This is a genomic window from Pseudomonas sp. RA_105y_Pfl2_P56, from assembly GCF_963970845.1.
In the GTDB taxonomy this organism is placed as follows: domain Bacteria; phylum Pseudomonadota; class Gammaproteobacteria; order Pseudomonadales; family Pseudomonadaceae; genus Aquipseudomonas; species Aquipseudomonas baetica_A.
Map to the genome: position 1 here is coordinate 107,184 of NZ_CAXAPL010000011.1, position 20,560 is coordinate 127,743.

Here is a 20,560-nt window from a genome sequence, read left to right on the forward strand (position 1 = left end):
TTCTGATGAAACTGAGGCATAAGTGACCGCTCATCTGTGCTAGCATGCCTGGCTCAAGCGTTCTCAGGCTCCGGATGACCTTCAGTCCCGGCAGCGGTCAACGTGCGAATATCCTGATTTGAATCCCAGTCACTCTGGTTCGGTTTTCCGGTTGGCCGCAAGGCTCCTGCCGCTGTAAGGCAGGCGTTCGTCATTGAATGGCCTGGATCGGATCTTGTACTGGCTCATCCCAACCCACGTGACCTTTGGTAGGGGTCACCACTAGGAGAGGAGGCGCCATGCCAACTATTACTCTTCCCGACGGCAGTCAACGTTCATTCGATCACCCGGTTTCCGTAGCCGAAGTTGCCGCATCCATCGGTGCAGGTCTGGCCAAGGCGACTCTGGCCGGTAAGGTCAATGGTCAACTGGTCGACGCCAGCGATATCATCAGCAGCGACGCGACCCTGCAAATCATCACGCCTAAGGATGAAGAAGGGCTGGAGATCATTCGTCACTCTTGCGCCCACCTGGTTGGTCATGCGGTCAAGCAGTTGTACCCGACTGCCAAAATGGTGATCGGCCCGGTCATTGATGAAGGTTTTTATTACGACATCGCCTTCGAACGTCCTTTTACTCCGGACGATATGGCTGCTATCGAACAGCGCATGCAGCAGCTGATCGAAAAAGATTACGACGTCATCAAGAAAGTCACTCCGCGTGCCGAAGTGATCGAAGTGTTCAAGGCTCGTGGTGAAGACTATAAGCTGCGTCTGGTCGAGGACATGCCGAACGAGCAGGCCATGGGCCTGTACTACCACGAAGAATACGTTGACATGTGCCGCGGTCCGCACGTGCCTAATACACGGTTCCTGAAATCCTTCAAGCTGACCAAGCTGTCGGGTGCCTACTGGCGCGGCGATGCCAAGAACGAGCAATTGCAGCGCGTTTATGGCACCGCTTGGGCAGACAAGAAGCAACTGGCAGCTTACATACAGCGCATCGAAGAAGCTGAAAAACGCGATCATCGCAAGATCGGCAAGCGCTTGGGCCTGTTCCATACCCAGGAAGAAGCGCCGGGCATGGTGTTCTGGCACCCGAATGGCTGGACTCTGTACCAAGTGCTTGAGCAGTACATGCGCAAGGTTCAGCGCGATAACGGCTATCTCGAGATCAAAACGCCGCAAGTGGTTGACCGTAGCCTGTGGGAGAAATCCGGGCATTGGGCCAACTACGCTGACAACATGTTCACCACGCAGTCGGAAAGTCGCGACTACGCCATCAAACCGATGAATTGCCCCTGCCATGTGCAGGTGTTCAATCAGGGCCTGAAGAGCTACCGTGAACTGCCGATGCGTCTGGCCGAGTTCGGTGCCTGCCACCGTAACGAGCCGTCGGGCGCATTGCACGGCATTATGCGTGTGCGTGGGTTCACTCAGGACGATGCCCACATCTTCTGCACTGAAGAGCAGATGCAGGCCGAATCCGCCGCGTTCATCAAGTTGACCATGGATGTTTATCGTGACTTCGGCTTTACCGATGTCGAGATGAAGCTGTCCACTCGTCCGGAAAAACGCGTGGGCTCCGACGAGTTGTGGGATCGCGCTGAGGCTGCACTGGCTGCTGCCCTCGATTCTGCGGGCCTGCCGTACGATCTGCAGCCGGGTGAGGGTGCGTTCTACGGTCCCAAGATCGAGTTCTCGCTGAAAGATTGCCTCGGTCGCGTGTGGCAGTGTGGTACCTTACAGCTCGATTTCAACCTGCCTGTCCGTCTCGGCGCCGAATACGTCTCCGAAGACAACAGCCGCAAGCACCCGGTCATGTTGCACCGCGCGATCCTCGGTTCTTTCGAGCGTTTCGTCGGGATTTTGATCGAGCACTATGAAGGTGCGTTCCCTGCTTGGCTGGCGCCAACCCAGGCAGTGATCATGAATATCACTGATAAACAGGCGGATTTTGTTGCTGAAGTTGAAAAAACTCTCAACGAAAGCGGATTTCGTGCCAAGTCCGACTTGAGAAATGAAAAGATCGGCTTTAAAATCCGTGAGCATACTTTGCTCAAGGTTCCCTATCTTTTGGTTATCGGAGATAAGGAAGTCGAGATGCAGACTGTCGCTGTGCGTACTCGTGAAGGTGCTGACCTGGGCTCGATGCCCGTCGCCCAGTTCGCTGAGTTTCTCGCGCAAGCGGTTTCCCGGCGTGGTCGCCCAGATTCGGAGTAATTACTATTAAGCGTGAAATGAGACAAGATAAACGAGCTGCACCGAAAGCCCCGATCAACGAGAATATCTCGGCACGCGAGGTTCGGTTAATTGGGGCTGAAGGTGAACAGCTTGGGATTGTGTCAATTGAAGACGCGCTTCTTAAGGCTGAAGAGGCCAAGCTGGATTTGGTGGAAATTTCCGCCGATGCAGCACCCCCTGTTTGCAAGTTGATGGACTACGGCAAATCGATCTTCGAAAAGAAGAAGCAGGTTGCCGCGGCCAAGAAAAACCAGAAGCAGATTCAGGTTAAAGAAATCAAGTTTCGTCCAGGGACGGAGGAAGGGGATTACCAGGTAAAACTGCGCAACCTGGTACGTTTCCTGAGTGATGGGGACAGGGCCAAGGTATCCTTGCGATTCCGCGGCCGTGAGATGGCCCACCAGGAGCTGGGGATGGAACTGCTCAAGCGGGTTGAAGCTGACCTGCTCGAGTACGGTTCGGTCGAACAGCATCCTAAGATGGAAGGACGCCAGCTGATCATGGTCATCGCCCCGAAAAAGAAGAAGTAATCAACAGGGCACGGCAGGCCTTCTGATTATGTTTATCAACTGAATGCGGAGTATCCGAACATGCCAAAAATGAAAACCAAAAGTGGTGCTGCTAAGCGGTTTCTGAAAACTGCTAACGGTATCAAGCACAAGCACGCTTTCAAGAGCCACATCCTGACTAAAATGTCGACCAAGCGTAAGCGTCAACTGCGCGGTAGCAGCTTGCTGCATCCGTCTGACGTGGCAAAAGTCGAGCGCATGCTGCGCCTTCGTTAATTTTAGTCAAGAATAGAGGAAGTAACTCATGGCTCGTGTAAAGCGTGGCGTCATTGCCCGTAAGCGTCACAAAAAAATTCTGAAACTTGCTAAAGGCTACTACGGCGCACGCTCCCGCGTATTCCGTGTTGCCAAGCAAGCGGTAATCAAGGCAGGCCAATACGCCTACCGTGACCGTCGTCAGAAAAAACGTCAGTTCCGCGCTCTGTGGATCGCTCGTATCAATGCTGGTGCTCGTGTTAACGGCCTGTCCTACAGCCGTTTCATCGCTGGCCTGAAAAAAGCGTCCATCGAGATCGACCGTAAGGTTCTGGCTGATCTGGCAGTGAACGAAAAAGCGGCGTTTGCTGCGATTGTCGAGAAAGCTAAAGCCACCTTGGCTTAAGTACCCCCGACAGTCACCCGGCCTCACCTCTGTGGGGCTTGGTGTTAAACGTCATAAATAGGGGAAGAGCCTTCAAGCTCTTCCCCTATTTTGTATCTGGAGTCTGTACATGGAAAACCTGGATGCGCTGGTCTCTCAAGCACTAGAGGCTGTGCAAAGCGCTGAAGATATCAATGCCCTGGAGCAAATCCGGGTTCAATACCTTGGCAAAAAGGGCGAGTTGACTCAGGTGATGAAGACCCTGGGGAATTTGCCGGCAGAAGAGCGTCCGCAAGTCGGCGCCCTGATCAACGTTGCCAAGGAACGTGTCACAGGCGTTCTCAATGCGCGCATGGCTCTGTTTGAAGAAGCTGAACTGGCTGCCAAACTGTCTGCCGAATCCATTGACGTGACGTTGCCGGGTCGCGGTCAGACCTCTGGTGGCCTGCACCCGGTTACTCGGACTCTGGAGCGTGTCGAACAGTTCTTCACGCGTATCGGCTACGGCATCGCCGAAGGCCCTGAAGTCGAAGACGACTATCACAACTTTGAAGCGCTCAACATCCCAGGCCATCACCCGGCCCGGTCGATGCACGATACCTTCTATTTCAACGCCAACATGTTGTTGCGCACCCATACCTCGCCGGTACAGGTTCGCACCATGGAATCCAAGCAGCCGCCGATCCGCATCGTCTGCCCAGGCCGCGTGTACCGTAGCGACTCCGATATCACCCACTCGCCGATGTTCCACCAGGTCGAAGGCCTGCTGGTTGATCGCGATATCAATTTTGCCGATCTCAAAGGCACTATCGAAGAGTTCCTGCGGGTCTTCTTCGAGAAAGAACTGGCCGTACGTTTCCGTCCTTCCTATTTCCCGTTCACCGAGCCATCCGCTGAAGTCGACATGGAATGTGTGATGTGCAGCGGTAAAGGTTGCCGTGTCTGCAAGCAGACTGGCTGGCTGGAAGTGATGGGCTGCGGCATGGTTCACCCGAACGTGCTGCGCATGTCCGGCATTGATCCAGAGGAGTTCTCCGGCTTTGCCTTCGGCATGGGCGTCGAGCGTCTGGCCATGCTCCGTTACGGCGTGAACGACTTGCGTCTGTTCTTCGACAACGACTTGCGGTTCCTCGCGCAATTTCGCTAGTCGTAACGAATTCTTAGGAGAGCAGGATGAAATTCAGTGAACAATGGCTGCGTGGCTGGGTTAGCCCGCAGGTAAATCGCGACGAGTTGGTTGCCCGTCTGTCGATGGCCGGTCTTGAGGTCGATAGCGTGACCCCGGCCGCCGGTGTATTCAGTGGCGTGGTAGTGGGCGAGGTACTGAGTACCGAGCAGCACCCTGATGCCGACAAACTGCGTGTGTGCCAGGTCAGCAATGGCGCGCAAACCTTCCAGGTCGTGTGCGGAGCGCCAAACGTGCGCCCGGGCCTGAAGATTCCGTTCGCGATGATCGGTGCAGAACTGCCGGGCGATTTCAAGATCAAGAAGGCCAAGCTGCGGGGCGTTGAGTCCAACGGCATGCTGTGCTCGCAAGCCGAGTTGCAAGTCGGTGAAGGCAACGATGGTCTGATGGAGTTGCCGGTCGATGCGCCGGTGGGCGAAGACTTTCGCGTGTACCTGGACCTGGAAGACGCCAGCATCGAGGTCGACCTGACCCCCAACCGCGGTGACTGCCTGTCGCTGGCCGGTCTGGCCCGTGAAGTCGGCGCGCTGTATGCGGCTCCGGTCACCCGTCCGGTGGTCATGGCCATTCCTGCCGTGCACGACGAAGTGCGTTCGGTAGAAGTGCTGGCACCAGCCGCGTGCCCGCGCTACTTGGGCCGTGTCATCCGCAACGTTGACCTGTCCAAGCCAACCCCGCTGTGGATGGTTGAGCGTCTGCGTCGCGCTGATGTGCGTAGCATTGATGCTGCCGTCGACATCACTAACTACGTGATGCTAGAACTCGGTCAGCCGCTGCACGCCTTCGATCTCGCCCAAATCAATGGCGGCATCCGCGTGCGCATGGCGGAAGAGGGCGAGAAGCTGATTCTGCTGGACGGTCAGGAAGTCAGCCTGCGCGGCGATACGCTGGTGATTGCCGACCATACCCGCGCCCTGGCGATTGCCGGTGTGATGGGTGGCGAGCACAGCGGTGTATCCGCGACCACTCGAGATGTGTTCCTTGAGAGTGCGTTCTTTGATCAGATCGCTGTCGCGGGCAAGGCCCGTTCGTACGGTCTGCACACCGATGCTTCGCACCGCTACGAGCGCGGTGTTGACTGGCAACTGGCCCGTGAAGCCATGGAGCGCGCCACTGGCCTGCTGCTGGAAATCACTGGTGGCGAAGCCGGCCCGATCATCGAGACCGTCAGCGAGCAGCACTTGCCGTCGATCGCCCCGATCACTCTGCGTGCGCAGCGCATCACCCAAATGCTGGGCATGGAAATGGATTCGGCGCAGGTCGAGCGTCTGCTCAGCGGCCTGGGCCTGAGTATTTCCGCCGACGGAGCAGGGCAGTGGCGCGTTGAAGTGCCAAGCCATCGCTTCGATATCAGCCTGGAGGTCGACCTGATCGAAGAGCTGGCTCGTTTGTATGGATACAACCGTCTGCCGGTGCGCTACCCGCAAGCGCGTCTGGCGCCCCAAGCCAAGGCCGAAGCGCGTAGCGATCTGCCTGAATTGCGCCGTCTGTTGGTGGCTCGTGGTTATCAGGAAGCGATCACCTACAGCTTCATCGATCCGAAACAGTTCGATCTTTTTAATCCGGGCGTCGAGCCGCTGTTGTTGGCCAATCCGATCTCCAACGATATGGCCGCCATGCGTTCGTCGTTGTGGCCAGGTCTGGTTAAAGCCTTGCAGCACAATCTGAACCGTCAGCAAGACCGTGTGCGTTTGTTCGAAAGCGGTTTGCGTTTTGTCGGTCAGCTCGAAGGTCTGAAGCAAGAGCCGATGCTGTCGGGCGTTGTTTGCGGTAGCCGTCTGCCGGAAGGCTGGGCGCAAGGTCGCGATACGGTTGATTTCTTCGACGTCAAAGCTGACGTGGAAGCTGTGCTGGGCTTCGCTGGTGCACTGGATACGTTCACCTTCGTTCCGGGCAAACACCCGGCGCTGCACCCAGGTCAAACCGCGCGCATTGAGCGCGAAGGGCGTGAGGTCGGCTTTATTGGCGCAATCCACCCTGAATTGTCGAAGGCTCTCGGTCTCGACCGCCCTGTCTTCGTTTTCGAGCTGATCCTGGCTGAAGTGGCGCTCGGTAAAATGCCGAAATTCCACGAGTTGTCGCGCTTTCCTGAAGTGCGTCGTGACCTTGCACTGATCGCACACAAAGACGTCGCAGCCTCCGCTGTATTGGACGTAATTCGTGAAAATGCAGGCGAATGGCTCACAGATCTCAGGCTGTTTGACGTATATCAGGGTAAAGGTATTGATCCTGATAGAAAAAGCCTCGCAGTTGGCTTGACCTGGCAGCATCCATCGCGCACTCTTAATGACGATGAGGTGAATTCGACGACGCAAAATATCCTCACCTCGCTCGAACAAAGGTTGAACGCCACGTTAAGGAAGTGACGTATGGGGGCTTTGACGAAAGCTGAGATGGCGGAACGTCTGTATGAAGAGCTGGGCCTGAACAAGCGGGAAGCCAAGGAATTGGTAGAACTGTTTTTTGAGGAAATCAGGCACGCTCTTGAAGACAACGAGCAGGTCAAATTGTCGGGTTTCGGCAATTTCGACCTTCGGGACAAACGCCAGCGGCCTGGCCGCAACCCGAAAACGGGGGAAGAAATCCCGATCACGGCTCGCCGTGTGGTCACCTTTCGTCCAGGGCAGAAGTTGAAGGCCCGAGTTGAGGCTTATGCTGGAACCAAGTCATAACGACGAACTTCCCGTTATCCCGGGCAAACGTTACTTCACCATCGGTGAAGTCAGCGAACTGTGTGCTGTAAAGCCACACGTGCTGCGTTACTGGGAGCAGGAGTTTCCTCAACTCAACCCCGTCAAACGCCGCGGTAACCGCCGGTATTATCAGCGCCAGGATGTGCTGATGATCCGGCAAATCCGTGCGCTCCTTTACGATCAGGGTTTCACCATCGGCGGCGCACGCTTGCGTCTGTCCGGCGATGAAGCCAAAGATGACACCACCCAATACAAACAGATGATCCGGCAGATGATTGCCGAGCTCGAAGATGTGCTGGTTGTGCTCAAGAAATAAAAAGCTGCGTTTGAATGCTTCCAGTTTTCAAAAGCTTGCGATATATTCTTGAGCGCTCTTCGAGGCGAAGAGCGATTTACAAAACCAGTCGGGGCGTAGCGCAGTCCGGTAGCGCACTAGCATGGGGTGCTAGGGGTCGAGTGTTCGAATCACTCCGTCCCGACCATAATTCCTGAGTAAAATCAGACACTTAAGCCGATCAAATGGATCGGCTTTTTTGCGCATGCGCAAAACCCGCGCAAAACTCGCGCAAAACTACCCGGTGATTTCGCTGATATTTAGGTCTGGAATTGCCTCAGACCATACGATTTCTGCGTGATCCTTTTGGTAGTTTTTGGTCATGGTTTCGCTGGCGTGGCCGGCGATCTTCTGACCATCCTTTCCGGCTTTCTGATACAGGTGCAGCGACAGTGCTCGCACTTCGTGGAAGCCCGGCATTTCCTCCTCTTTCCATCCCTTGTAACAACCCGCCACTTCCCGGGCCTCTTTGAAGGCTCGCGTCAAATACCGTTCTTCGACCTGAGTCCAGTGGTCCTTCGTCTGCGCCTGCTTTTGCTTTTTGCGATCGGGCCGGCGGTGAATCAGGTACGGCGAGACGATGTCATCACGGCACCGGCTGATCACCGCCTGGAGTTCTTCGGTCACTTTGAACCGGATCCACGCCGCGTCGCTGGCTTTGGCCGTCTTCTGCTGCACGACATACAAAAACCCTTCCCGAACACCATCGAACCGCATGTTCAAGATGTCCGTCCGGCGCTGCGCAGTAATGAGCGCGAGGTCGATGGCGTTCTGTAGCCAGAACGGTGAATTCTCCCGGATGGCCTTCAGGCCTTCGACGGTGTGTCGCTTGCGTTGCTTTTTCTCGATTCGGTTGATGGTGCTGGCGGCCGGGTTGTCCGGGCAGAGGCCTTTGGCCGCTGCGTGGTTGAAGATGTCGATCAGCAGCGCGCGGCACTGGTTGGCAGTGCGCGGCGTGAGCGCATCGAGCATCTCCGCGATCATGCGGATCGTGATCTGGTCAACCGCTTTGCCTTCGAATTGTTTCCGGAAGCGGCGGAAGTGCACTGCGTACAAGCCCAATGTTCCTTTCGCCAGCTCCCGTGGTGGCAGCACGTCGCGCTCGTAGGTGTCCAAGAAACTGGCGAACGATTCGGATGTGCTGCCCATCACAGCGCCGACCAGGTCAGCGCCGCGCATGAACTCCAGATTCAACTGCTTCGCGGCATCGATCGCTTTGATCCGGTCAGAGCCAAACTGGAACCATTTACCGTCGGTGGGCCGGCGGTAGCGATAGGTCGAGCGCCGCGAATCGAAGTACAGGTTCTGCGGGAGGCTCTTGTTCGCCTTGTTGCGCGGCCGTGGGACCATCATGCAGCTCCTTTCAATACCATCGCGACCAAGTCATTGCCGTCTGACCTGCTGAACGCTGTCCAATCAACGTACCAGAGTTTGCCGATCTGCTCGCCGGGCACCTGGCCATTGCGGATGTAGTTGCGGATTGCCTGGGGGCACGGAGGCGTGCCGTTCTCGCCCCAGCGCCGGCGCTGGAACTCACTGATCTTGATCAGCTCTTTTCTCATTGTGATGCTCCATGCCGCGCGTGGCGGCAGAAGGTGGGGAGGATGTGGCGAAACTAATTAAAATGGGCTATTTGTTTAACCCCGGCAGCAAGCCGGCTAATCAGAGCTATTGAGAGCAAGGAGCACTACATGGGACTTTTCGGGCCTTCAGATACAGGAACCAGCAAAGGCATCATTGAGAGCGGCCGTCAAAAGGACACGGGTGGGCACGATCATCGATCTAATAAAGGGGATGATCGAACTCCTGCTCAGAAAGATGGCGATAAAAGCAAACGCAAGTAGATTTCTTGACTGATTAAGCGGCCGGCGCTGAGTCGTGAAACACGTCCATCTGCGCCGCGCCGTCAAGCCAGGCTGCCGAGATCCGGCGTTCGGCCATGGCCGCATATTCAGGATTGAGCTCACACAGGATCGACTTGCGACCTTCCTGCATCGCGACGACCGCTGTGGTGCCGGCCCCGCCGAACGGGTCGAGAACCACGCCGCCACGGGGAGCCCCAGCCAAAACGCATGGCCGTATCAGGTCGGGCGGGAAGGTGGCGAAGTGTGCGTCCTTGAAACTGTGGGTTGCCACGGTCCACACGCTACGCTTGTTCCTCGTCGCGGTGTCCCATGTGCTTTCCTTTCGGTCTGGCCGGTGCGTGCCTTTGTTCTGGCCGGGGATCACCTGCTCTCGCTTCGAGTCCTCTCGCTTGAAGCTGTCACGCCGGGCCCGCTCCGCACCCTCTTTGTGAAAAGCGCCGTGGCCACCGTCACCTGTTGAGGTATCCCAGCCGGTCGGTACCGTTACCCGCGGCTTCGTCACTGCGTCGAACCCGTGGCCGAATCCGACGCCGGTGGGCGTGGCTCCATAAATCGCCGGCTCGCGTATCGCCTCCATGTCGCAGTGATACCGCCGCGCTTTGCTGAGCAGAAAGATGTACTCGTGGGCCTTGGTGCAACGGTCCCGAGTAGACTCAGGCATCGGGTTGGGCTTGTGCCAGATGATGTCCTGACGCAGATACCAGCCGTCATCCTGGAGGGCGAAGGCCAGTCGCCACGGCATGCCCATCAAATCCTTGGGCTTGTACTCGGCGTGAGTGGTGGCTTTCGCCTTCCGCTGTGAGGCCATCACCTGGCGCTGGCTGATGGTGGAGACGCCTACGCCCATGTCGTCACGGCCATGAGCACCCCAACTGCCGGCATAGCTGTCTCCCATGTTCACCCAGGCCGTACCGTCGTCGCGGAGTACTCGACGCACTTCGCGGAACACTTCGACCAGTCGGGCAATGAACTCGCCCGGGGTTTCCTCCAGGCCAATCTGCCCGTCTACGCCGTAATCGCGCAGGCCGAAGTAAGGCGGGCTGGTAACGCAGGTGTGAACTGACTTGTCCGGCAGCGTCCGCATCATGTCGATGCAGTCGCCGACCAGAATGCGGTGTTGTTCTGTCATCGCCACGGCCCCTTGTAGATGAGGTAGGCCATGTAGAGCGGGGCGAAGATCATGGCGTCACCTCGCGGCGTGCCCACCAGCAGACCGGGCCATCGTCGGTGTCGTGAATAGCCAGGCAGAACCAGCCCTCGCCGTCGGGGCGGTCAGGTTCCCAGTAGCTGCAATTCGGATCGTGGGATTCGAAGTAGCGGTCAGATACTGTTTGGTCGCTGTGATACTCGAGTTCGACCATTTTCACTTGCAGACCCTGATCGGTGATCCAGGCTTTGCATTTTTCCCCATCACCCTCATCAAAATCGGGCAGGTCGGGATGTTGGAACATGCCGTCCTCATCGCGCACGACCGGGGCTGGCTGGATCAATTTGATTTCTTCAGACATGACTTCGTCCTTGCCGCTATAGCGGCTGACTTTGAAGGGGAGGGGTTACAGGTTTTGCGAGTGGAGTACAGATGTACTCTTATCGGGATTAGGCCGATTCGGTGGCTGGGTGTGTCTCGTTCCAGCGTTCGAAGGCTTCCTGCGTCGTGGCTGCTTCGATCTTCTCGTCGCACTGGTTGCACGCTGCCACACCGCCCGAGGCACCGACATCGCGGTGACCTTGCTTGCACGGGTTCATATGCCAGTCATCATCCTTGGCAGATTCAGATTCTGGATATTCAGGGCGCGCAGGCGGATAGGCGGGAGCTGTCATCGCTTGGTCAATGGCCGCGCGAAGGTTCTCGCTGTAGTTCTCGCCGATGACGCGCTCAAACGGCGTATCCATCCAATGGCCGACAACCTCGATGTTGATGCTGCTGTCGCCGGCATCGCCGTTGGGGCTGCTGTTGAAGCGGACGTCCCAGCAATTAGAATCCAGCGCGTCCAGCCGCGCCTTGTCTTGCTCCAGCTCATCAATCCGCTGATCCGCTGCGTTCAGGCGCTGCTGCAGGGCGTCACGCTCGGCGGTGACACGGTCGAAGTCGGAGGCTCGAACAATTTCGACTGCGCCGAGCGCGCCGTGAGCATACTTCTGTTGATTTCCGGCCAGCTTGAAAAGCTGAACGTGATATCGCTTCACTTCGCTCATCCTGCAATCTCCAATCAGTTGTCGGTACCGGTGTAGGTGCGCCAAGGCACCTTCACGCCGTTTACGAGGAATCCCCAGTCACCGCGCCACTTGCTGGTGATGAAGAGGGTGGTTACGCCGCCGGGAGATACCTGGTCGATGCGGTGGTACTCGCCGTGGTTGAGGGTGGCGGTGTCGCCTTCGGAGCGCTTCAGCCACTCGCAGGCGTCCTTCATGACCCACTCAACGATCTTTGGGTCTGGGTTTGGAACCATCGACGCCCTGACTGCTTTCTTCCACCAATCGCTCGCCGTCCGCTGCTCGTTGTACCAGCCGCGCAGGATGATCGTCCGGGCGTTCCACGGGTGATCGTGCAGATCCCGGTCTTCATCCGGCCGCATGATGTGGTGAATGCGGAACGACCACGGGCACCACCAGAGCGCAGCCTTGTGCGTCTCCCGGCTGTACGGGTTGAACAGCCACCAGCGGCCCATGTACATCTCGGTGCCTTCGGCGGACATGATGTGCTGGTACGGGGTGAGCTTGGCGCGGGCGATGAGCCAGTCGGCGATGGCCGGGCGCGCCAGGAGTTTTGCGGTCAGTCGCCAGAAGAGATTGATCATGCTGCCTCCTGCCGTGGTTGTTCCTGCCGCAGTGCGTCCTGAACGGCCTCAACGACACGACGCAGGTATGTGAATTCGTGGTTTTCCTCGACAGCTTTGTCACCGACCGGGTAATGCCATTCATCTCCGAACAGTTCGGTCAGCAGCCTGTCGTGATGCCAGCATTCGTTTGGTGACTCGACGCTGCGCAGAACCTCGATGTCGTGCCAGAGCTCGCGGGCTTCGTCTTTACTCAGCTCATCCAGTTCCCAGTCGTGACGGCCGGTCTGTTGCCGGCGGCGCTGGACAATGCACTTTTTCGCGAATGCGTGAAGCGCGTTCCCGCTGAACCGCGTGCTGCTGATCCCTCGATCCAGGCAGTTCAGTACGTAGCACCAATCACATTCGGCCACGAACTGGGCAACCGTGCGAGGTCCCATGCCGCCCCAGTAGGCGTTCCAACTCTTGTCCCAGCAGTTGATCGTGATCTTTCCTTGTGCGGTCTGGTAGTTCGGGTCCGCCTCGGTCGGGCAGTTGCGGCGCCCGAAGTCCTCAAGGAACACAGTGATCTGGTCAAGCCGTGGCGCACCGGTGATCACCAGCTTGGTCACAGTCGAGCGCTCAACCTTCAGCGGCTCGGCCGGTTTGTTTTCTGTGGGCATGGCTTTGCGTCCTATGCCGGGGCATGCCCGGGCGGTGGAGAGTGGTGTGTGAAAGGCGGCGGGCAGCGAGAATCACTGCCCGCTTTGCTGCATCAGCCGACGCAACCGCCGAAGAGGCTGATCAAAATCATCATTGCCAACAAAACAATCAGTCCAAAAGGCATCATTTGCTCCAAAAGTGGGTGAGGAAAAATTTCTGACCTCAACCTAATAGTGGGAAGGCAGTGACCCAAATCTGGCCGTTTGAGCGGTATCGGCAAAAATATTTTTAAGCTGCGACAGCCTCCTCGAACGTAGCGCGCCACGGATCGTTGGCCCGTGCCAGCGCTGCCATCGGCGGCGGACTGACGCTGTTGCCGCACATGTGGACCTGCTGCGTTTTGGTGAAAAGCTTGCCGTCGGCGCCGTGACTGATGATGTAGTCGGCAGGGAATCCCTGAGCCTTGTACAGCTCGGCCGGTTGCAGCATCCGTAGGCAAATGTCGACGATGACGTAAGGCGTGCCCTTGATCGTGACGGTTACCAGGCCCAACCGATCCTTGGTGGTGATGGTTGGCGCTGGTGCGTCAGCGGCGCTCATGTTCTCGGTGCCGTAGTAGCTGATCAGGAATGCGGCGACCCGCAGCGCACCGGCTTCAACCTCTGGTGATAGCTGCAGCTCGACCAGCGAGCTCTTACCGCCACCGCCGGCGGTGATCGTTGGTGCCGGTTCGTCCACTCCCTGGCCGACGCTGGCGCCGAACTGGCGCTCCATGAAGGCGGTGACCAGCCCGTGGTGAGTGCCACCGGCGCTGATGGTGTGCAGCGGATCGGCTGCGTCCCGTGTATCGCAGTTGCCGCGCAAGTGCACCAGGTTGGCGGTCACCAGTTGCTGCTGGCTTCCGGTGTTGGTCACCGTGGTCATCGGATCCTCGATGCTCTTGGCGGCCGTGGTGTTGAAGCCGCCATTCATCTGAGCCATGAACACAGTAGAGATACCCATGGCGTGGGCGGCGCCGGCAGGGCGCTGGTAGTTGCCGCCGCTGGTGATGGTAGGCAGCGGCTCGTCGAGCGCTTTGCCTTCATCCGCAAACCGGAACTTCACCAGGTGCGCTGCGGCGATCGCTCGGTGATTCTGAGTCATCAGCGTGCCGGCCGGCTGATCAGGTGATGCAGGCTTGCCCGAGTACTCTGGCCCGCCGGTACTGACCAGCACCGGACTGATCAGCGTCAGCTCGCCGCGATTTGCGCAGGTCACCGTCGGCAACGGTTCGTGGTGATCGTTGATCCGGTCGCTGCCTTGGTGCGTTGCTGGCGCGATGATCGGGCTGGCCATGGCGAACGATCCGCCGCGAGGCCAAGAGGTAACGGTGCGCAGCGGCTCATGCGCAGACTGGACACTTTCACCGGACCAGTTCGCGATTGGCACAATGAATGGGTTGGCGGCATCTATGACGAACTTCTTCATGCCCTTCGCGATTCGACGCAGGGTGGCCGGTGCCAGTGGCTTGGGCCGGTCGAAAATGCTTTTGCTCGGGATGGTCCAGTCGATGCATTCGGCGGCGGTACGCCACTTCTGCTGACCCTTGCCCGGATGCTTGGCGTGGGTCGGCTCAGGCCACACGATCGGCTGACCGTCGCAGCGGGCGATCATGAACAGACGCTCCCGACTGGTCGGCGCGCCGAAGTCGCAGGCTTTGATTACTTTCCACTCGACGACGTAGCCCATTGCTTCGAGCAGAGCCACGAATCGGCGCCATGTGCGGCCGCGCTGCTTTGGGTCTGGGATGAGGAACTGCTGGCCTACAGGCACAACCTCGCCAGGTGCAGCCACTTCGCCGCCGAGTTTCACAACGCGGCCGGTGGCTTTGTCGCGCTTGGCGACCAGTCTGCCCCACTGCAAAATCTGCTTAACGTTTTCGAGGCTGATCACCCGGGGGCGCTTCATGCCTGCCCACTTGAGGCCGATCCACGAAAGGTTCCGGATCTCGCGCTTGCGGGGCTGGCCGCCGGCAGCTTGGGAGTGATGCGTGCAGTCCGGCGACATGTGGAACCAGCCAACGGCCTTGCCGCCACACTCTGTATCCGGATCACCCTCGAACACGTCGGTGGTGTAGTGCACGGCGCCGGGATGATTCACTGTGTGCATGCTGATGGCTTGAGGGCTGTGGTTCTTCCCGACGTTCACCGCTCGGCCCAGCCCCATCTCCAGCCCGGTGCCTGCACCGCCGCCACCGCAGAAGAAGTCGACAATGATCTCATCGTCCTGAGTGCTGAAGCCGAGTCCGTATTGAGTTTTGAAATCGAAGGGGTGTTTCTTCTGCTGTGCGGACATAGAGGATCCTTGCCGAGCTATAGTTGGGGCTCAGAGTTCGTTGGGAGATGATTGAGATGCCAATTCCGAAATATGCGGCTGGCTACAAGCTTGAGCAGATGGCTGTTTATCTGTGCAAATCCAAACGATGCCACGCGACGCGGCATGGTCTGGTTTCACGTACGCCATGGGTAAAACCGAAGTTCGGAGAGGATTCCGACCTTACTGTTACCTGCTTGAAGTGCGGGACCGTACAAAAGGATTTCTACAACTGGGCGCATCCGTGATCGCGGCCGGCTCAGTCGCCACAGAAGCAGGCAATAGCCTCGTTGTGGTCGGCGAACATGTCGAATTGGGTGTCTGAGTAGTCGAGCATCTGCTGATAGCTGGGGCGGTCGCTGCGGAACCGGGCGCCATCGCCAGTGAATTTGCCGCCGGACACCACCGAGCTTTCCATTCGCGCCCACCATTCAGCCTTAGGCCGATCGCTAGCGATGATTGAATAGACCTGTTTAGCGCCCTTCAGAAAACAGAGGTCGCAGTTGCCTTCCAATGTCCGGCCGTTAATCGTCGGCAGCATCAGGTCGAATGGTTGACCGGCCCAAAAGTCTGTCACGTCCTGTACACCGACGCCGGTATCAGCCAGCGGCATTACCATCTTCGCCCACTTGCTTTCGCTGGTGCTCTTCCGGTGCCGAATTTTCGCGACTCGGCGGGGCTCGTCGGCGCGTATGCCGGTCATCATGTCTACGGGGCTGTCTTCCGTCGAAAGCCCCAGGCTGCGAAGATACTTGTGGATGATGCGGATCTTCAGGTCGATGGTGCAGAACCTGGTCACCGGGTTGGGCAGGTACTTCCGTTTGCAGATCAGCGCCTCGAATGGCTCGCCCTGGCGGCTGGCGCTGGCGAAGTCGACAACCTCAAACCCGGCCTCGCTGTCCCGGAATTCCAGCCAAATGATCTGCACTCCCCAGCGCTCGGCGCACTCCCGAACAAACTCCAGCGTGGCTGGGTGTTCTTTACCGGTGTTGGCGAAGGTGACGACCAGATCGCTCAGATCATCGTTGCTGTCCAGCACCTGGCGCAGCATGTAGGCGCTGGTCCGTCCGCCGGAAAAGCTCACTACGGTGGTCCCTGATATTTCATATGGCGACATGGGATCCTCACCGGCTGGCGTGATTCGTAGAAGTGGGGTATGTATCTCTGAACTCACACTGGCAGGAGGCCGATATGAGGTTACAGAGCGATGTAGATGCGCTAGCGGCTATCGAAGAGGACGCTAAAGCGATGCTGAAACGGATAGGGCTGCCGGACGACGCAGTGAAGCTGGAGGTGGTCGTGTTCCTTCGGGAGGTGATCGACCTGGCCAGCTACATGACGTCGGCGCATCGGCTGGTTGAAGAGCCGAGCATCGTCTGAATTCGGCCTTGCTGGCAAATTGCCGCCCTTTGCGGTATTTGTGTTCGGCCCGGCATGGGGCTGGTTCAGGGAGTGTTTATGGGGCTTTACAAATACGTGACTGTGGGCACTGCGAAAAGGATATTGAAAGGGAGCATCAAATTCACCCAACCAGGTGCCTTTAACGATCCGTTTGAGCTATTGCCACAGTTCTTTGTCCCTGCAGACATAGTCGAGCAGACAAGAAATCTGTCCTTTTGTGTATTGAGTCCTCGAAGATCAGGCTTAGATCGCGGACATATACCAGGTGGTGAAAAGGATAGGAGCGATTTTCAGGCAAGAAACATCGTGTCAACGTTAAATCAAACAGTTGGTATTTTGTGTCTAAGTCGTAATGCTGAAAGCCTCCTGATGTGGGCGCATTACGCAGGGGAGTACTCAGGGGCGCTGATTGAGTTTGATGAAAGTCACGAGTTTTTTAACGGATTGAATCCAGTAAAATATCAGAAGCGCAGGCCTGTTTTCAATCTTTCAGATTTTTATGATCGAGTCGTTCCAATTTCTGATCTATGCGTAAAATCCAATGCGTGGGCTTACGAGAAAGAAGTTCGACTCGTCAGAGCTAAAAAAGACCTACAGCTCGCCGGTGAAGGTGATGGAAAATATCCAGTATTGACAATGGGGCTTCCAATTGAATGTATTAAGTCAGTATTCATCGGCGAGAGAATGAAGATTGAAGATCAAAAGGAGATTTGGAAGCTAGTCAAAGATACCGATATATCCTTGAGCTTGGCCGCAGTCGCAAATTGGGATTATTCATTTAGGTATGACCAAATAAAATTTTCTGGCTCTCTCCTCACTTCTCCCATGATCACTCCCCGAACAGCTCATATTTTTAAGGATGAACCCGGTGAGTTTGGTGAAGTGGCCAGGTGGCTAATCGAGAATCATGAAATGTCTATATTCGTGAACAAGACATGCTAAGTCATTCAACCACTCTCTGAGCCAGTAACGGCGAACGCTTCAAGTCGTAGCGACCACTTTTCCTTTACGACAATTTCCGGTCGCGACATGCTTGCGAATCTGGCCGATTCTTCGGCAGGCGCTTCTGCCAGATTTAGGATCATCGTCGACACCGTCTCCTGCCATTCCACGAAGCCGTGACGCTCGCCGAGGATCAGCAGGGCATCATCGAGCGCTTTCGAAACAATCAGCGATCGCTTCTCGGCGCCGATCCGATCGAGCAGTGCCTTCTCCTTGGCTCGCTTGTCCTTCTGCAATTGCGCATTGCTCTTGGCCATGGCCTACCTCTTCAATTCCGCTGGCCGGCAAGTCCAGCCAGGTCTGTCGTTTGCGTTGTTGGGTGCGAAAACGTCTCACGCTGCTACCTTCACCAGCCTCACGCCGGCCATTCTGAAGTTGTCGCCTTGGGCCGAGACCATTGCGTCGAGCTTCTCCCAGTCCACGGTCAGAACCGAGATTGGAGCATGACCGCCTGCGACGGCATGGATCAGCGCTTCCAGATCGAACACCTCAGCTTGAAGGCTCACCGGCACCGCGGTTGTGGTCGCTGGCTTCGACGCAGACTGAACCGGCGCAGCGGCTTTCACCGGTGCCGGGCTGGTGACTGGTGCAGGCTCAACCGGTGCGTTGGCTTTCGCCTCGTCCGCGATTCGCTTCAGCTCCTCCTGACGAATCTGCTCGCGCTGGGCTTCGGCTTTCTGCTCCTCGGCCTTCTGATGTTCAGAGATGCGCACCTTGATCAGCGCGACCAGGTCGTCGTTCGCCTTCATCACCAACTGCTGGATATCGTTGAAGAGGAACATGTATTCGGCGGCCAGCTCGTCCAAGCTGGCCAAGTTGCTCCGGATGCTGTCGCCGATTTGGCTTGCAGCGATCTTCGCTCGCGCCAGTTCGGAGTCGGCAGAGTCGCGCAGGCTGCTGATCGTCTTCTTGCCTTTGATGGCTCCGGCGAAATCCGCTGGTACCGCAGGCATCCGCGCTTTGCCGGCCAGTGAAGCGTTGATCTGGTCGATGTGGACCTGCAGCGCCTTGGCTGCATCCATGACGATGTCTTCACGGATGCTGAGCTTGCGAGCTTTCACCAAACTGTTCAGTTCTAAGCGCTTGCGCCGTGCCTCCGCCGCGATGTCATCGATCGTCTTGAACAGTGCGTCGATGCTTTCGGTTTGGCTCAGGGCGTGCTGCTTAGCAGCTTCTAAGCGCTCCTCTACATCGCTGCACCACTTGACCGTTTTTTCTGCATCGGCGAAGTGCTGATCCGTTTCCAGTTCGGTATTAATCGAGTTGAAGACGGCCAGCGAGTGTGCTTTGAATTGCTCCAGGTTGCTGGTGGTGACCATGCCGGTCACTTCGATGCGCAGCGCTGGCAAGGATTCCGGCGTTTTACCTACGGCTTCCGGCACCACCTCGGCGGGAGTGAAGTCCAGCAGATCGGCCTGGAACTGTTTCCAGCCGGCGACGAGTGTCGCAGCCCGACCCGGTACCGGCGTGTACTCCATCGAAACGAAGTTTTCTTCGGTGCCATCGGAGCAGACGAAGATCACCTTCTCGGCGCCGCTCACCAACAGCTGCTGTTCGAGCTGCCAGTAATAGTGCGGATCCAGCATGCCGGTGCGAACGTCGGCGGCGAGCTGCTCGTTCCACATTTTGTGTTCGAACAGCACGTCGCCGAGGATTGTGCAGCCATCGAGGGATGCGAGCAGATCACCTTCGGTGCCGACGACGGGAAACAAGTCCTCGCCAATTCGTCCTTCTAGAATCGGCCGAGCAAGTGCCTCGGCTTCGTGTCCCTTGTCGAACAAGTTTTTCTGCACCCACCACGACACGTCCCGATCGAGCCCAGTCTTTTTCGCATGCAGCAGCTCGGTCCGCTTCATCTGTTTCGATGCGCCCATCATTGCTGGTGCTTCCGACGCAGTGAAGTGGTTGGCGCGGAGCGCATGCCAGGCTTCGGAACCCTGAGCGACATTGTGGATTTTCATTCGTGGTCTCCTTCAATCGGCGCGAGCGCTTTGATCTTGGCGATCTGCTCTTCGCTCAGGGTGAATTTGCTGCTGACGGTTGCGATCAGGTGATCAGGGGCGGAACGTCCGGCGTCGACCGCGGTTTGCCATTTGGGCAGGTTTTCCGCGAGCTTCTCGTCGGGGTAGGGCGGAAGTTCAGCTGGTGCCGCGCCACGCGCCGGTGATACGTCACGAATTGTTGGTGCGGATTCTTCGAGCTCATCTGGGCTGTACACGCCGAGGATCACGTCAGGGCAATAGAGGCGCGACCAGCGCTTGGTAGCGAGGTATGCCAGTTGCTGGCGGGGATCGTCAGCCCAGAGTGTGCTGTTGCGGGTGCGAGCCTGGGCCAGCAGCAACTCAAGGACGCGCGGCTCGTCTTCGCCGCGGAAGGTTGCCCAGACTTTCACGCCTAGGCCCTGCTCATCCTCAAGCTTCCAGCCCGGGACGCGGTACTCGCCTTTGTCGCCATTCTTGATGGTGAATTTGCCGATCACCTTTTCCCAGGCGCCGTACCACTCGTAGTGCAGGCGATCCAGCACCGGTGCGCAGGTAGTGATCACCGCGTTGACCAGTTGCGCCTCGTAGCCCAGTACACCGTTAACTAGGTGCGTTTTCTGCGCGACGGCGAACGGGTTCATTTTCCACTGCATCGATTGCATTACGACCGCCAAACAATCCGCTGCATTGCCGTTGAAGTGCTTCGGTAGAGTGGCGCGGCCGGTGGCCATTACTTCGGCCAGGCGCATCATCTTGTCTAAGCTGTCACCGTCCAGTACCAGAGCGCTGGTGCTGGTTGCTGCGTGCGGAAGGACGTGAAGGTTTCGGTCGTGCGCCACCGGCGCCACGCTTTGAGCGGACATGACTGTTCCTTGCCGCGCGGTGCGCAGCGATTGAAAGGTGTGTGCTATTGAGGGATTGGCGCGGAGAGGGCGCCGTACAACATGAGAGCGGT

Annotated in this window: 22 protein-coding genes and 1 tRNA gene; 11 read left to right on the forward strand and 12 right to left on the reverse strand. The window is 57.6% G+C overall.

The window, feature by feature from the left end; genetic code table 11:
- Positions 1 to 278: 278 nt before the first annotated feature.
- From thrS to AACY11_RS10270, 9 genes are all read left to right on the forward strand, one after another.
- Positions 279 to 2,201 (forward strand): threonine--tRNA ligase, encoded by a 1,923-nt coding sequence (thrS, locus tag AACY11_RS10230; RefSeq protein ID WP_221733336.1) that lies wholly within the window; start codon positions 279 to 281, stop codon positions 2,199 to 2,201.
- Positions 2,201 to 2,752, forward strand: a complete 552-nt coding sequence (gene infC, locus AACY11_RS10235; protein WP_221733351.1) for a translation initiation factor IF-3 — start codon at positions 2,201 to 2,203, stop codon at positions 2,750 to 2,752. The genes thrS and infC overlap by 1 nt, the downstream gene beginning before the upstream one ends.
- A gap of 60 nt (positions 2,753 to 2,812) precedes the next feature.
- Entirely contained in the window at positions 2,813 to 3,007 is a 195-nt protein-coding gene (gene rpmI, locus AACY11_RS10240) for a 50S ribosomal protein L35 (protein WP_002553160.1), read from the forward strand.
- Between the two features lie 28 nt (positions 3,008 to 3,035).
- Complete coding sequence (gene rplT / locus AACY11_RS10245) at positions 3,036 to 3,392, forward strand: 50S ribosomal protein L20 (RefSeq protein ID WP_002553161.1); 357 nt, start codon at positions 3,036 to 3,038, stop codon at positions 3,390 to 3,392.
- Positions 3,393 to 3,501: 109 nt separating this feature from the next.
- A complete protein-coding gene (pheS, locus tag AACY11_RS10250; protein ID WP_003226365.1) occupies positions 3,502 to 4,518 on the forward strand; it encodes a phenylalanine--tRNA ligase subunit alpha in 1,017 nt (338 codons plus the stop codon).
- Between the two features lie 26 nt (positions 4,519 to 4,544).
- On the forward strand, positions 4,545 to 6,923 hold the full coding sequence (pheT, locus tag AACY11_RS10255; RefSeq protein WP_339494606.1) for a phenylalanine--tRNA ligase subunit beta: 2,379 nt from the start codon (positions 4,545 to 4,547) through the stop codon (positions 6,921 to 6,923).
- Positions 6,924 to 6,926: 3 nt separating this feature from the next.
- Positions 6,927 to 7,229, forward strand: a complete 303-nt coding sequence (ihfA, locus tag AACY11_RS10260) for an integration host factor subunit alpha (RefSeq protein WP_002553164.1) — start codon at positions 6,927 to 6,929, stop codon at positions 7,227 to 7,229.
- A complete protein-coding gene (locus AACY11_RS10265) occupies positions 7,210 to 7,566 on the forward strand; it encodes a MerR family transcriptional regulator (RefSeq protein WP_003179985.1) in 357 nt (118 codons plus the stop codon). The genes ihfA and AACY11_RS10265 overlap by 20 nt, the downstream gene beginning before the upstream one ends.
- 89 nt (positions 7,567 to 7,655) lie before the next feature.
- Positions 7,656 to 7,732: transfer RNA gene (locus AACY11_RS10270), tRNA-Pro, on the forward strand.
- A gap of 89 nt (positions 7,733 to 7,821) precedes the next feature.
- Here AACY11_RS10270 and AACY11_RS10275 read toward each other — a convergent pair.
- The 9 genes from AACY11_RS10275 to AACY11_RS10315 form a co-directional block, all read right to left on the reverse strand.
- Positions 7,822 to 8,934 (reverse strand): tyrosine-type recombinase/integrase, encoded by a 1,113-nt coding sequence (locus tag AACY11_RS10275; protein ID WP_339494658.1) that lies wholly within the window; start codon positions 8,932 to 8,934, stop codon positions 7,822 to 7,824.
- Positions 8,934 to 9,146 (reverse strand): hypothetical protein, encoded by a 213-nt coding sequence (locus AACY11_RS10280; protein WP_072392567.1) that lies wholly within the window; start codon positions 9,144 to 9,146, stop codon positions 8,934 to 8,936. Before AACY11_RS10280 ends, AACY11_RS10275 begins: the two co-directional genes overlap by 1 nt.
- A 295-nt stretch (positions 9,147 to 9,441) precedes the next feature.
- Entirely contained in the window at positions 9,442 to 10,578 is a 1,137-nt protein-coding gene (locus tag AACY11_RS10285; RefSeq protein WP_339494609.1) for a DNA-methyltransferase, read from the reverse strand.
- Between the two features lie 49 nt (positions 10,579 to 10,627).
- Complete coding sequence (locus AACY11_RS10290; protein ID WP_339494610.1) at positions 10,628 to 10,957, reverse strand: hypothetical protein; 330 nt, start codon at positions 10,955 to 10,957, stop codon at positions 10,628 to 10,630.
- An 88-nt stretch (positions 10,958 to 11,045) separates the two neighbouring features.
- Positions 11,046 to 11,645 carry a hypothetical protein gene (locus AACY11_RS10295; RefSeq protein ID WP_339494612.1) on the reverse strand — a complete coding sequence of 200 codons (600 nt, stop codon included), beginning with the start codon at positions 11,643 to 11,645 and terminating at the stop codon, positions 11,046 to 11,048.
- A gap of 14 nt (positions 11,646 to 11,659) precedes the next feature.
- The gene (locus AACY11_RS10300; protein WP_339494614.1) at positions 11,660 to 12,247 is read right to left on the reverse strand and encodes a hypothetical protein; all 588 of its coding nucleotides are present in this window, start codon (positions 12,245 to 12,247) and stop codon (positions 11,660 to 11,662) included.
- Entirely contained in the window at positions 12,244 to 12,888 is a 645-nt protein-coding gene (locus AACY11_RS10305; protein ID WP_339494615.1) for a hypothetical protein, read from the reverse strand. Before AACY11_RS10305 ends, AACY11_RS10300 begins: the two co-directional genes overlap by 4 nt.
- 268 nt (positions 12,889 to 13,156) lie before the next feature.
- Complete coding sequence (locus AACY11_RS10310) at positions 13,157 to 15,202, reverse strand: DNA cytosine methyltransferase (protein ID WP_339494616.1); 2,046 nt, start codon at positions 15,200 to 15,202, stop codon at positions 13,157 to 13,159.
- Between the two features lie 277 nt (positions 15,203 to 15,479).
- A complete protein-coding gene (locus tag AACY11_RS10315) occupies positions 15,480 to 16,337 on the reverse strand; it encodes a phosphoadenosine phosphosulfate reductase family protein (RefSeq protein WP_339494617.1) in 858 nt (285 codons plus the stop codon).
- A 74-nt stretch (positions 16,338 to 16,411) separates the two neighbouring features.
- Between AACY11_RS10315 and AACY11_RS10320 the strand changes: the two genes are divergently transcribed.
- Together AACY11_RS10320 and AACY11_RS10325 are read left to right on the forward strand one after the other, a co-directional pair.
- Positions 16,412 to 16,600, forward strand: a complete 189-nt coding sequence (locus tag AACY11_RS10320; RefSeq protein WP_339494619.1) for a hypothetical protein — start codon at positions 16,412 to 16,414, stop codon at positions 16,598 to 16,600.
- Between the two features lie 78 nt (positions 16,601 to 16,678).
- Positions 16,679 to 17,563 (forward strand): DUF2971 domain-containing protein, encoded by an 885-nt coding sequence (locus AACY11_RS10325; protein WP_339494620.1) that lies wholly within the window; start codon positions 16,679 to 16,681, stop codon positions 17,561 to 17,563.
- A gap of 5 nt (positions 17,564 to 17,568) precedes the next feature.
- On the opposite strand, the gene AACY11_RS10330 is transcribed toward AACY11_RS10325, so the two are convergent.
- From AACY11_RS10330 to recT, 3 genes are all read right to left on the reverse strand, one after another.
- Entirely contained in the window at positions 17,569 to 17,880 is a 312-nt protein-coding gene (locus AACY11_RS10330; RefSeq protein ID WP_339494622.1) for a hypothetical protein, read from the reverse strand.
- A 75-nt stretch (positions 17,881 to 17,955) separates the two neighbouring features.
- Positions 17,956 to 19,584 carry a YqaJ viral recombinase family protein gene (locus tag AACY11_RS10335; protein ID WP_339494623.1) on the reverse strand — a complete coding sequence of 543 codons (1,629 nt, stop codon included), beginning with the start codon at positions 19,582 to 19,584 and terminating at the stop codon, positions 17,956 to 17,958.
- Positions 19,581 to 20,468: a recombinase RecT gene (recT, locus tag AACY11_RS10340; RefSeq protein WP_339494624.1), complete on the reverse strand. Its 888-nt coding sequence runs from the start codon at positions 20,466 to 20,468 to the stop codon at positions 19,581 to 19,583. The genes AACY11_RS10335 and recT overlap by 4 nt, the downstream gene beginning before the upstream one ends.
- Positions 20,469 to 20,560 lie beyond the last annotated feature (92 nt).